This is a genomic window from Haliea sp. (assembly GCF_040221975.1).
GTDB lineage: Bacteria > Pseudomonadota > Gammaproteobacteria > Pseudomonadales > Halieaceae > Haliea.
On sequence record NZ_JAVJWR010000005.1, the window covers coordinates 27,231 to 42,741 of the forward strand.

Below are 15,511 nucleotides of genomic sequence, written 5' to 3' on the forward strand. Positions count from 1 at the left end.
TTATTGACAGAGTGGACGCTGCTGATGGACGGCGACTACCGCAGACAGCCAGCGGAATTCGTTGTTGTCACTGACGTAGTAGTACAGGGTGTTCTCGTTCAGCAGCGCCAGGGTGATGCCACCGTGCCCAGACAGGAAAGGAATCCAGTACGGTTGCGCGCAACCCAGGGTCGGGGCCGCATCCAGCAACCAGAAGCCGTGTTGATAGCGCAGGCCGGCGCTGCCCGCCGCCACCCCGGGCAGCGCTCCGCGGGGCGTGATCGCTGCACGGATCATGTCCGGATCCAGTAGCTCCGGTTGCCGGCCTTGCGCGGCCAGCCACAAACCGAGTTGCAGGAGATCATCCGCGGTCAGCAATTGGCCCCAGCCACCAAAGGGCTGCGCTGCGGCATCCGCCGTGCGCCGGGTGAAGGCCGCCAGCGGCCCCAGGGACAGTCTTGACCACGCTTCCCCGTGCAGCAGATCGCTGTAGAGATCCGCCCGCTCGTCGTCCCGGAGCTCACGCAACAGCGCCGCCATGGCGCTGACCAGAATGTAGGTATCGCCAGTGTGGTAGACCCAACGTTCTCCCGCGGCTTCCCGGCGCGGATAGGCCGTGCAGGCCCAGGCCAGCTTCGCCGCATGCCCCGGCGCCAGAAACAGGGGGCTGGCGATCGCCGCGTCCTCGTCCGCAAAATATACCGGCGAATCGTAGCGACCGGTTTGCATGTCCAGTGCCTGCCGCAGCGTCACCTGATCCCAGTCCTTGCCGCATGCGGGCAACAGTTCGCCGATGGTACGCTGGCTGCTGCCCGGTACCAGCCGCTCCAGGCGCATCAGTGCGACTCCCGCCACCAGGCTCTTGGACAGGGAAAACGATGGCAGCGGCAGCTGCTCGCAGCGGCGGCTCACGCCCGCCGCCGCAGCACAGCCGGACTGGTAGTGGCGCCCGTCCAACAGCAGCCCGGCCACGGTAAGGTGCTCCGCACTCACCCCCTCCGGCGGTGCCAGGCGAGCGCCCTCGATACCGGTGTCGCGCTGCAATTGTTCCAGGTTGTACACGGGAAAGCGGGATTCGTGGGCCGGCGCGACCGCCACCCCGGCCGGCCGCCAGCGCGCGCTACCCTGAAAGCGCGCGCGGAACTTGAAGTACTCGCAGGTCTGGCCGGTCACCTGCAGAACGGCAGTACCCTCGCCGCCGACAGGCAGGGTGGCCTCGAGCGTACCGTAGTGAATGCAGTTGGCACCCTGCTCCAGCAAGTCCAGCGGCAACTTCAAGACCAGGGTACGGGTTGCATCACGCTCCCAGCTGCCCTCTCCCGCCAGCGCCTGCCACAGTGGATGCGACCCGGGCATGGGCTGACGTTGCGCGGGCACCAGCACCCTGCCATCGGTCGCCAGCCGCAGCGTGAGATCGGGCAGGCGTCCCACCTGCCCGTGGAACTGCTCCGCCAGGCCGAGACGGTCGCTCTCGATTACAAGGCGCTCCGCGGCAGCGAACCGCAGCTGCAGTTCGCCTGCGGGGGAGTCGCCGGCATTTGCCAGGCAGGCCCACGGAACTGTCAGCAGAACCAGCAGGCACCACTCTAGCGGCGCTGCGCTAGAGCGACTCCATCGCCTCCCGGTTGCGCGCTGGCTGCGATGCACCCCGGCCTCAGTCACAGTCGATCCCGGCGCGCTGCAGCTGCTCGATCAGCGGTGCCAGTCCGACGCGGTACTGGCGCCAGAGATCCACCGAGCGAGTATGCATCGGCTCCCGCACCTGGGCCGCGCTGGCGGTGGCGACCGGAGCCGGGTTCGCATGAAACGCCAGGCAACCCGGCTCCCAGGGCAGGTCACAGGCGGCCAGCAGGCGACGGACGCCCGCCTCCGGTGCCGTCACCAGGGCCTCGTAGTCGACGTCCAGCCAACTGGTCGGACCCAGCACCTGGCGCCAGTGGTTCAACAGGTGGTGGTAGGCAATATAGTAGCGGGCCAGGTCGTCGAGGTCGTAGCTGAAGGGACACGCCATGCGAAACAGGGTCTTGAACAGGGCGTGGCAGCTGGCGACCGGGTGGCGCCGCAAATGCAGGATCCGGGCACCGGGCAGTGCCGCGACAATGATCCCCAGGTAAAGAAAGTTGAGCGGCGTCTTGTCCACCAGGTACACCGCCTGTGTCCCATACTGCGCAGTCGTAGTGCGATAGTCCCGGCCCAGCGCCGCCATGTCCGCCCGCGCCGCCTGCGTCATGAGGTCGCGCCGACTCCCGTGCGGGCCCGCGGCCCGCATCAGGGCGAGGGCGAAATCGTTGATCTCGCCCAGGCTGGCCACCTGGCTGTGACTCGCCAGCATGCGGTCCACGAGGGTAGTGCCGCTGCGCGGCAGCCCCAGCACGAATATCGGCCCCGGCACAGCGTCGCCGCGCTGCTGGCGCTGCAACCAATCGTCATCGAAGTGCTGCGCGATAGTCGCCATGGTCTGCTCGTCCCGCTCCACCCTGTAACTCAGGCGCGCCCGGCGTGCGCGGGCGCCGCGCTGGAGATAGTCCCAGGCGCCGGCATAGTCACCGCAGTCTTCATGCTCCTTGGCCAGGGCATAGCACAGCGGTGCCTCATCCTGTGGCCCGCCCTGCAGGGCCCTGGTCATCTCGGCAATATGATTGTCATCCACGGCCACCCGGCGCAGGGTGGCGCGGTTGTAGTGACTGTCTGCATCCAGTGGATCCTGCAGCAGCAGCTTGCTCAGCAACTGCTCTGCCTCCCCGCTCGCGCCGGTCACAGCGAGAACATTGGCAAGATTGGCCTGCGCAGCGGGATCCCCGGGCGCAAGCGCTGCAGCCCTGCGGTAGGCCGCGAGGGCGGCAGCGTAGTCCGTTGCCGACAGATAAAACTGGCCAATCGCGGCCCAGTCAGCCGCCCCGGAAGCGCGAGGCTCCTGCGCCAGAACCAGGGCCCGGGCGCGGGCCAGCTGGCCCGTCAGCACCAGCGCCTCGGCATGGCCAAGCTGGATCCCGAGGTCATCCGGCTCCAGCGCCGCAGCTTTGGCGGCCGCACTGCACTGACTGCTGTAATCGGCGCTCAGCTGCGCCAGCTTCGCCGCCAGCAGCCAGCCCCGGGCCTGCCGAGGCTGCGCCCGCAGAGCCTGCTGGCAGCACAGTTGCGCCCGCTGCATGTCGCCCCGGCGCAATGCCGCCGCAGCCTGTTCCAGCAGGTCTCCCTCGTCCCTCACGCTGCGCCCCCAACCATTCCCAGGGCAGAGCCTAAACCAGCGCCATCAGAAGCGATAGGTAGCAGCCAGACCAATGGTTCGCGGCAGCGAAATCACGTCCTTGGCGCCATTGCCGAAGTAGCCCTGGTCCGGGTCGGTGCCCATGTACTCTTCCTTGTAAACACCGGTCACGCCATCCTCGTTGAACAGGTTCTTGGCGAACAGGCTGACATCCCAGAACGCCGTCGTCACTCCGGTGGTGAGGTTCCAGAGCTGGAAGCTGTCCAGGGTTTCGGCGAAGCGCGCCGACGGGCTGATACTGTTCTCGCTGGAGGACTGATAGTAACCGTCAACCCGTGTCGTCCAGTTCATGTCCCCGGTGAGTGCGCGGGTGTAGTTCAGGGTCAGGTTTGCGCTGTGCTCGGGTGCCCCCGGCAGGCGGGTGCCGTCACCGGCCAAGGGCGTGGTGATTGCCGGATCCACCGACAGGAAATCCGCACTGAGCTCGGCATCGACGTAGGCGTAACCCAGGGTGTAGGTCAAGCCTTCCGCCAGCGGCCCGCTCACTTCCAGTTCCAGCCCGCGGCTGGTGGCCTCATCGCCATTCTGCACGGCAAAGAAAGCCCAGTTGGTGGTAGCGGAATTGAGCTGCACATCCTCCCAGTCGACGTAGAACAGGGCCGCGGTATAGCTGTGCTGACCTCTGCTGCCCTTGACCCCCAGCTCGTAATTGACCACCGAGTCGGCATCGTACAGCTGCCAGGCGGGATCTTCTGCAAAGACACCGACGGTGGGCACAGCATTGGCGCCGCCACGGCGGTAACCCTCGGATACGGTACCGTAGACCAGGGTGGTGTCGTTCATGTCCCAGGACAGGTTGATCTTGAACAGGGTATCGGAATCATCCCGACTGAAGTCGGCTTCCGCCGAGGGCCGGAAGCCTTCGTAGAAGCTGATCTGCTGGAAGGTATCGATATCGGACTTGTTGTCGAAGTAACGGACACCACCCGTGAGGTGTACGCTATCCGTCAGGTGCCAGGTCAGCTCGCCGTAAAGCGAGACGTCGCGAAAATCCTCGGTGCGCCGGTAGAGGAAGTCCTGGTCGTCGATCACCACGCCAGGGCCAAAGGCCACATCGGCCCAGTTCTTGAAACCCAGCAGGAAACTGTCCTGGCCGGACTTGATGGTCTGGTCCTGATAGTAGACACCGACCAGGTAATCGAAGGCACCATCGGTGCTGGATACCAGCCGCAGCTCCTGGATGAAGCTCTCGTCATCGTAGCTGCGCTGGGCGCTGGCCATGGGCCGCGGGTAGTTGTAGTAGAACGCGGCAATCCAGCCCAGCTGCGCGTAGAAGCCAGTGTTTTCGCTGGTACCTTCACCGCTGTGCTCGTAATGCGAGGTACTGGAGGTCAGGGTGGCGAACCCGAGGTCGATATCCGCCTCCAGGCTCACCAGATCGATATCGCGGGATGAGGGTTCCAGCAGTACCGCGCCCAGCTCGTTGTCACCGTAGGGTTCGCCGGCACCGTTGCTGCCGCGGGTAGTGCCACGACGGCCACCGATGTCATCGGACTGGGTATGGTAGCTGAGGGTGGCGTCGACGCGATCGTTGGGCTGGAAGCGCAGGGCCGCCCGCGCGAACCAGATATCCACATCATCCGCGTCTTCCACATCGCGGTAGACCGCGTCCGGCGCCAACACGCCGTTGGGTGCGACCGGCACACCGCTGTCGTCGAGCACGTACACATTCTTGTAGTCGGTGATACCGTCATAATCGTTCTGACCAGCGACCACCCGTAACGCCAGGGTGTCCGACAGCGGCAGGTTCAACATGGCATCCGTGGTCCAGTTCCAGCCATCGGAACCGTCAGTTCGGCTGAACCCCCCGGAGACTTTGCCATTGAGCTCATCGAACTCCGGCTCGCGCATGATGTAGCGCACGGTACCGGCCAGTGAACCGGAACCATAGAGCGTACCCTGGGGGCCGCGCAGCACCTCCACCCGCTCGAGATCCTTGAGCACGAAGTTGGCGAATACCGGTGTATCGTTGACATAGGTCGACACCGTGGGTGCCGATGCCACCGCGAAGTCACCGACAATGGAGCTGTCGACATTGAGCCCGCGGATACGGATGGTGTTGACCGTACCCGAGTTGCGATAGCCGCGATCAATGATCCCCACCCCGGCGATCGAGCGCAGCAGTTCGGCCTGGTCAGTCATCTGTGCCGCCTCGATACTGGCGCCACTGACCGCGGAAATATTGTAGGGAATATCGAGAATGGATTCGTCGCGGCGAGTTGCAGTCACCCTGACCTCTTCCAACACCGTGCCCTGGGCGAAACTGTAGTCCGGCACCAGCAGAGCGCTGCCCGCAGCGACTGCCAGAGAAAGGGTTTTCCTGCCTGTATTGAGTGTTCTCATATTCCTGCCCCTCAGCTTGAATCGTGGCGGTAGTCCGCCCGCATTATCTTCCGCCCCACGTTACGAGCCTGCCGCGGCAGGTCATAGGGCCAGTTTCGACTTGCCTATGGTTCCACATCCACTGCCGGGCCCCCGCGCGTTGGCACCTGCAGCGCCCCCAGGGCATCCAGTGCCGGACTGGCATGACCCTCCCGGTAGGGCGGGAACTGTACCGGGCTGTCGCGAAAACTCTTCAGCACCTGGCCCAACCCCATCAGCCCGCGCTCGCGGGTACGCCGCACCAGCCCGAAATCCGCCTCGAAGGCGATGATTTCGTGACCGATGCCCGCCTCGTGGATAATATTGCCCTCCGGCCCGCAGACGATGGAGCGGCCATTGCCCAGCCGCCCGGCGACATTGATGTCGACGAAATAGCATTGATTGATCGCCGCGTTGGTACGGGCAATAGCGAGTTCGAGGTCCCTGTCGATGGTGTTGGTCATGGTCGGGTGGATGATGACCTCGGCCCCCATCCAGGCCAGAGTGCGGGTGGTTTCCGGAAACCAGCCATCGTAGCAGATGGATACACCCATGCGACCAACGTCCGGCACGTCGAATACCACGAACTCGGTGCCCGGGCTGACGCCCTGTTCGTAGGGGTAGAACGGGAACATCTTGCGGTAGCGGGCCACCACTGCACCGGCGGGATTGATGACCGGCAGGGTATTGAAAACATGGTCACCGCAACGCTCAAACAGCGTCCCCGGCAGCAGCCAGATACCGTGTTGCGCGGCCAGGCTGCAATACTGGGCCTCTATGTCGGAGGGCAGGGGCTGGGCGTGCCGTGTTTCCGGGCCCAGGGTCGCCAGCTCTCCGACCACGACCATCTGCACCCAGGGAAAACGGGCCATGATCTTGTGGATCTCGGCATTGATACGGTAAAGGTTGTCCTGGTTGGTCAGCTCCAGTTGCAAACCGGCGATCGCGAAGCGGGCCATCAACATCTCCTGCGGCAATGTGCTACTGCCGGGGCGACAAAGCCTCGACACTGGTTGGCAGGGTAGCGATGGCAGGCGGTACGGGTTAGCGCCAGATCGGCGCCGTGGATGAGTCCAGATCAGGGTTCCGGCGGAGGCCACTGGATATAGGCGGCATCCACCAGTTGCCGCTCGCGGTCAAACCACTTGATCTGGTTGCCGTCGATGACGACGTACAGTGCCAGGGTCTTGCCGTAGGACCACTGTTCCCAGCGCCGCAACCAGAGCTCGCCTTCGACCCACCACTCGCCGCGGTCGCAGTCTTCAGCGGCGTAGCCCGCCTGCCCTGTCATGGTGCCATCCGGATGCAGGCGGATCCTGGCCGGGTCACCATAGACCGTGGTGAAGTGCAATTCCGCACCGGCCAACCGACTGCGCAGCAGGGCTCCACCGACACGCTCGCCCCGGGCATCATCCAGGGTTTCAGTATGGGTCGCCGAAAGATCGCGAATGACGGCGGCCAGCTCGGCCACGCCGCCACGGATCTGGCTTTCGTCCAGACTGGTCAGGCCGAGACGAAAACAGTTTTCCGGGTGAATGGAGTCCTGATAATAGTGCCCAACCGGCTCCAGCAGGACACCGCGGCGACCGGCCTCGCGCGCCAGCACCCGGGCATCCAGCCAATCGGGCCCGTTCACCCACAAGGCCGTACCGCCCTGGCTGGGGGCCGTCACCACCAGGTTTGGCAGATAGTGATTGAGCGCGTCCCGCAGTGCCAGCCAGCGCGTGCGGAACGCCGCGTCCAGGCGCCGATGGAAACTGTCGTAGTGCCCCAGGGACAGGAAATAGGCCATGGCGCGCTGGTTGTTCCGCGGGGGAATGCCGAACAGCGTGCGACGCAACTGCCGCGCCGCCTGCACCACCTCGGCAGGTGCCACGATAAAGGCCAGTTGCAGGCTGCCGGCCAGTACCTGGGCAAGTGAGGAGAGGTATATCACCCGGCCACCGCTATCCATGCTCAGCAACGCCGGGTGCGGCTGCCCCAGGTAGTTGGTCTCTGCCGCATGCTCGTCCTCGATCACCAGGGCGTCCAGTTCCGCGGCGCGCGCAAGCAGTACCTGGCGCCGTGACATGCTCATGGTGATACCGGTCGGTAGCTGGTGACTGGGCATGACCACCAACAACCGGTGCCGGCCCGACGCCGGCGGGACCATGCCCTCCTCGTCGATCGAATGCGAGTCGAGGCGCGCGCCCCGCTCCCGCAGCAGGGTGCGCCACTCGGGTGACCCGGGGTCTTCAATCGCCACGACATCGCCCCGCCCAGCCAGCAGCTGCGCCAGCAGTGCTCGGGCGGCATCAATGCCTGGCATGACGATGATCTGCTCGTCCGCCACCTGGATCCCCCGGGCCGGCAGCAGCTGGGTGCGAATAGCCTCCAGCAACAGCGGATCGTCGGCGTCGCCGCGATAACGGCTCCAGGCGCTGACCTCCCCCACCCCCAGCGCCAGGCGACTGGCCTCGCGCCACTCATGCACCGGAAACAGCGCCTGGTCATAGTAGCCATCAATAAAGGGGAAGGGATAGCGTTGCCAGTCGGGCGGCGCCTGGAACGCCTTGCGCTCCGGCACCCGGTGCAGGCGTCTTCCCCAGTCGACGGTGCTGTCATTGCCATCCTGATGGCCGGGCTGATAGCCCACCCGCCGGGCCAGCACCTCCTCGTTGACGAAGATACCGCTGCGCTCCCGGGTCAGCAGGTAGCCCTCGTCCATCAGTTGCTGGTAGGCCAGGACCACGGTATTGCGCGCCACACCCAGCTGGGCCGCCAGCTTGCGGGATGAGGGCAGGCGCCGACCGGGCACCAGACTGCCCACCATGATCGCCTCCACGATTTTCTGGCGCAGTTGGCTTTGCAGGCTGAGCGGGCTGTCCGGGTCGAGGTAGAACATGGGCCTCTGCGGGCGAGGGTTCAGCCCTCGCCGCTGATCTCGCTGAGGATAAGATCCAGCTGGTCCATCATCTCATCGACATCATCGGCGTTGAGCAGCGCGTATTTCAGCGACTCATCCAGCGGCAGCAGCTGGGCCAGGGTGTAGCCAACCTGCCAGGCATCCTCGAAGTCGATATCAAGGCCCATCCGGCGCACGTGAGGGTGTTGCCCCAGGTTCTCCAGAATCTCCCGCAGCGGCGACCACTCTTCATCCAGAGTCGCGGCTTCAGGCATGGCTTCCAGGGCTACATCGCCCACTACCAGGCCGTTTTTTGCCACCCGGGTATCACTCAGGCGAAAACGCTCCCGACCCTGGATGGTGACGCCCAGCAGGCCGTTGGGCAGCTGGTCGAAATCGACGATGCGGGCAACGGTGCCGGTGTCGCCCAGCTGTTGCTGGCCCGGTCCGGGCGCGACTTCCTCGCCACGTCGCAGCCACACCACCCCGAAACCGGAACTGGACTTCATGCAGTCACGGATGAGATCCAGGTAGCGCTGTTCAAAGATCTGCAGGGGCATGCGGCCATAGGGCAACAGCACGGCAGAGAGCGGGAACAGGGGCATTTCTGTGGTCGGCATGGGCATCTCCTGTTCAATCCGGGCGGCTGAGTATCTCCAGCTGCTGCAGGTTCACCAGAGCTGTCTCGCGATCATCTCCACAAACAGCATACTCGGCCTGGAAATCGTTGCACACCGCTGGTCTGCGGATATCTCCGAAAAGTCCACAGAGGCGCTCGCGAGTCAGGTGGATACAGGTGACACCGGCGGGCTTGCCCTGCGGCATGCCATGGAACGCCGTGGAAATGGATGGCGCCACACAGCAGGCGCCACAGCCGGCCCGGCACTCCACTAGCCCTGCCCCTCTGCTGCCGGCTCGCCCTCGGGCCCCAGCGGCCGCAGCACCAGAATCAACTTGGGCAGCAGCAGCAGGGCACCAATCACCGCCGCGACCATTGCCAGCACCGTCAACAGGCCAAAATATATACTGGGATTGAAGTTGGATACGGTCAGAGTGGAAAAACCAATCACCACCGTCACGGTGGTGTAGTACATCGCCCTGCCGATACTGTAGTGGCACCGGTGCATGGTCGCCAGATAGTCGCGGTCCTCGGGGAATTCGCGCATGAACCGGTGCACATAGTGAATGCAGTCATCCACGCCGATACCCACCACGATCGCGGCGATGGTGATGGTCATGATATCCAGCGGAATACCCGCCAGGCCCATGACACCAAGCACCAGCCCCGCGGCAACGATGTTCGGGGCCAGGGCAATAAACGCCAGGGACAGGGAACGAAACAACAGCATGAACATGGCAAGGATGGCCACGAATACCACGCCCAGCGTCAGGATCTGGGACTGGAACAGGCTCTGCAGCACGTTGTTGTAGAGCACCAGCATACCGGTAAACTGCAGCTGTTCCGGCTCCAGGCCGGTCACGTCAAGCAACTCGCTGTGCAGCCTCTGCAGGAACGCATTGCGACGCAACTGCTCACTGGTTTCCATCACCCTGACACTGATGCGCGCCTGCTCCTTGCCCTCGGAGAAGTAGGGCTCCACCATCAGCTCGGCGACATCCTGTGGCAGGCTCTTCTGTACCAGCGCCAGCTCCACACTGCCGATATCGTCGCCCAGCAGGTCCTTGACCACCGCGAAAGTGGTGGACAGGGACAGCACCTTGCCGGTCTCCTCCTGCTGGTCTACATGCCGGTGCGCGCGATCGAGGATACGCATGCCCTCGAGGCTGAACCAGAAGCTGGGGGTAAAGCTGTCCTCGCCAGTGCTGAAGCTGTCGAAATCCTCGCCAAATTCGTCGTCCCAGTCGTCAGCGGCCAAGCCCTCGTCGGCACCGAAGTCCTCGGCCTCTGCCAGGAAAGGATCATCCGCTGCCGGCGCCTCGGCCGCAGTATCGAGGTTCTCCAGGCCCGGCAGCGGCATATCGCCGTCCGGTGCCGAGAGGATAATGTCCAGCGGAATGGTGCCGCCAAGGCGCGAGTCCAGCAGCTCCATGCCCTGATAGATTTCAGTGCTGTCCTTGAAATAGTCGATAAAACGGTTCTCGACCTGCAGGCGCGAGATGCCCAGCGCGGTCAGGCCGAGAATGATCGCGGTGACCACCAGAATGGTAGTGCCGAAATGTTCCGTGGCGCGCGCAAAATGGACGGTCAGGGGCTGATGTTCCTTCTTGTGAACGAAGGGGCGCCCCTTGGGCCAGACCTCGGTCAGACAGGGCACCAGCACGAAGGCCAGTACCAGGGCAACGACGATGCCCACGGTCATCATCCAGCCAAAATCAATGACCGGCTGGATCCCCGACACCACCAGCGACATGAAGGCGACAATCGTCGTGATCCCGGTATAGATACAGGGCACCGCCATCAGTGCCACCGTCTGCAGGACGCGATCGTGAACACTCCAGTCGGGGTGCAGTGCATGCAGTTCGCGGTAGCGCACCACCAGGTGAATGGCGATGGCGAGGCTGATGATAAGCAGCACCGCGACAAAATTGGAGGAGATGACCGTCATCCGCCAGTCCAGGAACGCGAGCAACCCCAGCATGACCGTAGAGGTGGCTATGCAGGTCGCCAGCGGAATTACAGTCCAGCGTACGCGACGGAAAATGATCCCCAGCACCACCAGCATGACCCCGAGGATGGCGCTGCCGAACAGCATCAGGTCACTGCGAACAAAGCTCACCATGTCGGCGGTGATCATCGGCACGCCGCCGACGAAAATCCTGGCGTGGCTGCGGTAATCCTCCGCAATCTCGCGCACGGATTGCACCAGCGCGCTCTGCGCCTCCAGTGCCTGCGCCGTGTGAGCCTTGAAAGCGAGGGTTACCTCCTCCAGCCTTTCCGCCTCGGCGCTGGCCAGGGTTCCCTCGTCATCTTTCGCCCGCAACCGGTCGCGCTCCTGCAGGAGTTCAAAGTAGCGCTTATCCCGCTGCAGGTTGACCTGCACGGCAGTGAGATCGCCGTCACGACTGACCAGCAGCTCGGCATAGATGGGGCTGGTGGTGAATTCCTGCAGCGCCAGCTCGCGGTCGATGCCAGGGTCATCGAGACTCGGCAGCGGCTCGCCGGAGGTAATCTCGGACAGGCTGACCGGCGGGCTTTCCAGTAGCGGCACATCCCAAACTGTAACTACCGAAGACACTCCGGGCAGCTCGCGCAATTCATCCGCCATCCGCCGCAATGGCAGCAGAGACTCGTCGCTGAACAGCGGCGCCTGCGGTTGCCAGGTGAGCAGCAGGAAATCCTCGGCGCCATATTCCTCGGATACCTCGCGGAAAAAATCCAGGGCCGGGTCGCCCTGCAGCATCAGCGAGTCTGCGGAAGCGTCGAGCTTGAGTTTGCCCAGCTGGCTGACACTGGCAATCAACAGCAGCGCCACCAGCGCCAGGGAAACCAAGGGACGCCGCAGCACCAGGGCATCGTACGCAGTAAGCAAGGGGTGTGAGACCATCAGCAATTCGCCGCCTTCAATTCGTCGAGCAGGATCTGGTGAATGCCACCGAACCCCCCGTTGCTCATGATAACGACCCGGTCACCGGGTCGCGCCTGTTGTGTAACCTGTCGTGCCAGCTGCCTGACATCCGTGCTGAGACTCGCCGGCACCGGACTGCCGGCGATAACCGCATCCATTGACCAGTGCATGCCCGCGGGCTGGAACCAGTACACCTGGTCGGCTTCACGGGTGCTCGCGGCCAGTCGCGCCTTGTGTTCACCCATACGCATGGTATTGGAACGCGGCTCAATCAACGCGATCACCCGTCCCTCGGCGCTGCTGGCGCGCAGGCCCTGCAGGGTCGTGGCGATAGCCGTGGGGTGGTGGGCAAAATCGTCATACACCGTTACCCCACCGATCTGCCCCAGCAGTTCCAAACGGCGCTTGACGCCGCGAAACGCGCGCACCGCCGCGACCGCGTGTTGCAGCGGCACACCCACATGGTGGGCAGCCGCGATCGCGGCCAGGGCGTTCTCGGCATTGTGCCGGCCAAGGAAAGCCCAATCGACCTCACTCCTGCCACCGTCCGGCGCAGTCACCGTGAAACTGGCAGCGTCATCCTGCAGCAGCTCCGCGGTCCAGTCCGCTGCCCCGTCAATCCCGAAGGTCTGTAGCGGCGTCCAGCAACCCATGGCGAGGACCTCGTCGATCGCCGCAACAGCCGGCGGGTGAACTACCAGGCCCTCCCCCGGGACACAGCGCAGGAGGTGATGGAACTGGCGCTGGATCGCGGCCAGGTCGGGGAAGATATCCGCGTGATCGAATTCCAGGTTGTTGATGACCACCGTGCGCGGCCGGTAGTGGACGAACTTGGAGCGCTTGTCGAAAAAGGCGGTGTCGTACTCGTCCGCCTCCACCACAAAGAAGTCGCTGCCTCCGCAGCGGGCCGAGAGCCCGAAATTGGCCGGCACGCCGCCAATGAGGAAGCCCGGGGCCATGCCCGCGTACTCCAGGATCCACGCCAGCAGACTACTGGCAGTGGTCTTGCCATGGGTACCGGCAACCGCCAGCACCCACTTGTTCCGCAGCACGTTCTCCGCCAGCCACTGCGGGCCCGAGATATAGTCAAGGCCGGCATTGAGCATGTATTCCACCGCCGGATTGCCGCGGGTCATGGCATTGCCTACCACCACGACGTCCGGCGCGGGCTGCAGGTGCTCGGGGGCATAGCCCTCGGCCAGGGTAATACCCGCTGCCTCCAGCTGGGTACTCATGGGTGGATAAACATTGGCATCGGAGCCGGTGACCCGGTAGCCGAGCTCTCGGGCCAACAGGGCGACACCCCCCATGAAGGTGCCGCAAATGCCGAGTATATGTATGTGCCCTTTCAAGTTCCGCTCCCTTTGGCGAAGGCGGCGAGTTTAGCACGGGGGTTCCACAGCCCGCAGTAGCGGGCGGTAATACTGCCCATCGCGGTCTACAAGCCAGCCACTTTGGCGTATCATTACCGGTCAATGAATCGCCAACACGCCCCGCCAGCGGGCCCGGCCTGACACGGAATTTCTATGCCAGCCAAAAATGCCTTTTATGCCCAGTCCGGTGGTGTCACCGCTGTCATCAATGCCTCTGCCTGCGGCGTCATCGAGACCGCCCGTGCCCATCGAGGCAAGATTGGCAAGGTCTACGCGGGCCGCAACGGCATCATCGGCGCCCTGCGCGAAGACCTGATCGACACCAGCAAGGAAACCAAGGCGGCGATTCACGGCCTGCTCAGCACCCCGGCCGGCGCCTTCGGCTCCTGTCGCCACAAGCTGAAGGACCCGCGAGAAAACCGGGCCGAGTACGAGCGTCTGATCGAGGTGTTCAAGGCACACAACATCGGCTACTTTTTCTACAATGGCGGCGGTGACTCCGCCGATACCTGCCTCAAGGTGTCCCGGCTCAGCGAGTCCATGGGCTACCCGCTGCAGGCGATCCATATCCCCAAGACCATCGACAACGACCTGCCCCTGACCGACACCTGCCCGGGCTTCGGCTCGGTGGCGAAATACGTGGCCATCTCCACCCGCGAAGCCGCGCTTGACGTGGCTTCCATGTGCGCAACGTCGACCAGGGTGTTCATCCTCGAGGTGATGGGCCGGCACGCGGGCTGGATCGCAGCGGCTGCGGGGCTGGCCGCCGAGCAGGAAGGGGACGCGCCCCACATCATCCTGTTTCCGGAAGTCGCCTTTGATCGCAAGCGGTTCCTGGCCCGGGTCCAGCGCACAGTCAAGCGCCACGGCTACTGCGTGATCGTCGCCTCGGAAGGTACCCACGATGCCGACGGGCGCTTTCTCTCCGAATCCGGCCTCACCGACGCCTTTGGTCACAGCCAGCTCGGCGGGCTCGCCCCGACACTGGCCGACATGGTCAAGAGCGAGCTGGGTTACAAATACCACTGGGCGGTGGCCGACTATCTGCAGCGCTCCGCGCGGCACATCGCCTCCCAGACCGACGTCGACCAGGCCTACGCGGTCGGCAAGGCGGCGGTGGAATTCGCGCTGCAGGGCAGGAATGCGGTCATGCCCGCGATCCAGCGCGGCAAGGGCAAGCGCTACAGCTGGCATATCGGCGAGGCACCGCTGCAGGATGTGGCCAACCGGGAGAAAAAAATGCCCCGGGATTTCATTACCCGGGACGGCTTTGCCATTACCGAAAAGGCCCGCGACTATCTCGCCCCGCTGATCGTTGGCGAAGCCTATCCGCAGTACCGCAACGGCCTGCCCATCTATACGCGGCTGAAACTGGTGGCGGTGCCGCGCAAGCTGAAGACAGCGTTCAAGGTTTGAGCAGAGCCTGCTATACTCCGCACCCCCAAACAGCAACCCTCTATCACAGGAACACCCATGAGCCTGAACCTCGTGCCAGCCGGGAACAACATTCCCGACGAAATCAATGTCATTATCGAAGTCCCCGCCCACTCTGATCCGGTCAAATACGAAGTGGATCACGAAAGCGGCGCCATTACCGTAGACCGCTTCATGACGGCCGCGATGTTCTACCCCTGCAACTATGGCTATATCCCCAACACCCTGGCAGATGACGGCGACCCGCTGGATGTTCTGGTGCACACCCCCCATACCGTCATCAGCGGCTGCGTCATTCCCTGCCGCCCGGTGGGTATTCTGCACATGTCCGATGAGGGTGGCGGCGATGCCAAGCTGATTGCGGTCCCCACCGACAAGCTGAGCAAGGCCTACAAGGACATCAAGGAAGCCACTGACCTGCCACCCCTGCTGATCCAGCAGATCCAGCATTTCTTCGAGCACTACAAGGACCTGGAGCAGGGCAAGTGGGTCAAGATCGACGGTTGGGGTCCCGCCGAAGAGGCGCGCAAGGCCATCGTCGACGCCGTGCGCAACTTTGACCAGACATCGATGATCGAACGCTAGTGGGCTGCGCGGCTAATTCGGTAACATTCAGCCGTGGCCCAAGCGTTGTGGGGGAGGCGCGCGAGGGCAGGGCTGGCCGGGGCCCAATCAAACGAGCGCC

General features: G+C 64.0%; 11 protein-coding genes. 2 read left to right on the forward strand and 9 right to left on the reverse strand.

Annotated elements, in window-relative coordinates; all coding sequences use genetic code 11:
• The 9 genes from RLO07_RS01260 to mpl form a co-directional block, all read right to left on the reverse strand.
• Positions 1 to 1,641 (reverse strand): serine hydrolase domain-containing protein, encoded by a 1,641-nt coding sequence (locus tag RLO07_RS01260; protein WP_462290318.1) that lies wholly within the window; start codon positions 1,639 to 1,641, stop codon positions 1 to 3.
• The gene (locus RLO07_RS01265) at positions 1,634 to 3,187 is read right to left on the reverse strand and encodes a sulfotransferase family protein (protein ID WP_462290319.1); all 1,554 of its coding nucleotides are present in this window, start codon (positions 3,185 to 3,187) and stop codon (positions 1,634 to 1,636) included. Before RLO07_RS01265 ends, RLO07_RS01260 begins: the two co-directional genes overlap by 8 nt.
• 45 nt (positions 3,188 to 3,232) lie before the next feature.
• Complete coding sequence (locus RLO07_RS01270) at positions 3,233 to 5,590, reverse strand: TonB-dependent receptor (RefSeq protein WP_462290320.1); 2,358 nt, start codon at positions 5,588 to 5,590, stop codon at positions 3,233 to 3,235.
• Between the two features lie 104 nt (positions 5,591 to 5,694).
• Positions 5,695 to 6,567, reverse strand: a complete 873-nt coding sequence (locus RLO07_RS01275) for a carbon-nitrogen hydrolase family protein (RefSeq protein ID WP_462290321.1) — start codon at positions 6,565 to 6,567, stop codon at positions 5,695 to 5,697.
• Positions 6,568 to 6,686: 119 nt separating this feature from the next.
• Positions 6,687 to 8,492 (reverse strand): aminotransferase-like domain-containing protein, encoded by a 1,806-nt coding sequence (locus RLO07_RS01280; protein WP_462290322.1) that lies wholly within the window; start codon positions 8,490 to 8,492, stop codon positions 6,687 to 6,689.
• 20 nt (positions 8,493 to 8,512) lie between these two features.
• Positions 8,513 to 9,112, reverse strand: coding sequence for an LON peptidase substrate-binding domain-containing protein (locus tag RLO07_RS01285; RefSeq protein WP_462290323.1), 600 nt, complete (start codon positions 9,110 to 9,112; stop codon positions 8,513 to 8,515).
• 13 nt (positions 9,113 to 9,125) lie between these two features.
• Positions 9,126 to 9,350, reverse strand: a complete 225-nt coding sequence (locus RLO07_RS01290) for a Fe-S-cluster oxidoreductase (protein WP_462290324.1) — start codon at positions 9,348 to 9,350, stop codon at positions 9,126 to 9,128.
• A 32-nt stretch (positions 9,351 to 9,382) separates the two neighbouring features.
• Entirely contained in the window at positions 9,383 to 11,998 is a 2,616-nt protein-coding gene (locus RLO07_RS01295; RefSeq protein WP_462290325.1) for an efflux RND transporter permease subunit, read from the reverse strand.
• Positions 11,998 to 13,371 carry a UDP-N-acetylmuramate:L-alanyl-gamma-D-glutamyl-meso-diaminopimelate ligase gene (gene mpl, locus RLO07_RS01300; protein WP_462290326.1) on the reverse strand — a complete coding sequence of 458 codons (1,374 nt, stop codon included), beginning with the start codon at positions 13,369 to 13,371 and terminating at the stop codon, positions 11,998 to 12,000. Before mpl ends, RLO07_RS01295 begins: the two co-directional genes overlap by 1 nt.
• Before the next feature lie 174 nt (positions 13,372 to 13,545).
• Between mpl and RLO07_RS01305 the strand changes: the two genes are divergently transcribed.
• Positions 13,546 to 14,808, forward strand: a complete 1,263-nt coding sequence (locus tag RLO07_RS01305; RefSeq protein WP_462290327.1) for a 6-phosphofructokinase — start codon at positions 13,546 to 13,548, stop codon at positions 14,806 to 14,808.
• A gap of 57 nt (positions 14,809 to 14,865) precedes the next feature.
• Positions 14,866 to 15,411, forward strand: coding sequence for an inorganic diphosphatase (gene ppa / locus RLO07_RS01310; RefSeq protein ID WP_462290328.1), 546 nt, complete (start codon positions 14,866 to 14,868; stop codon positions 15,409 to 15,411).
• Positions 15,412 to 15,511 lie beyond the last annotated feature (100 nt).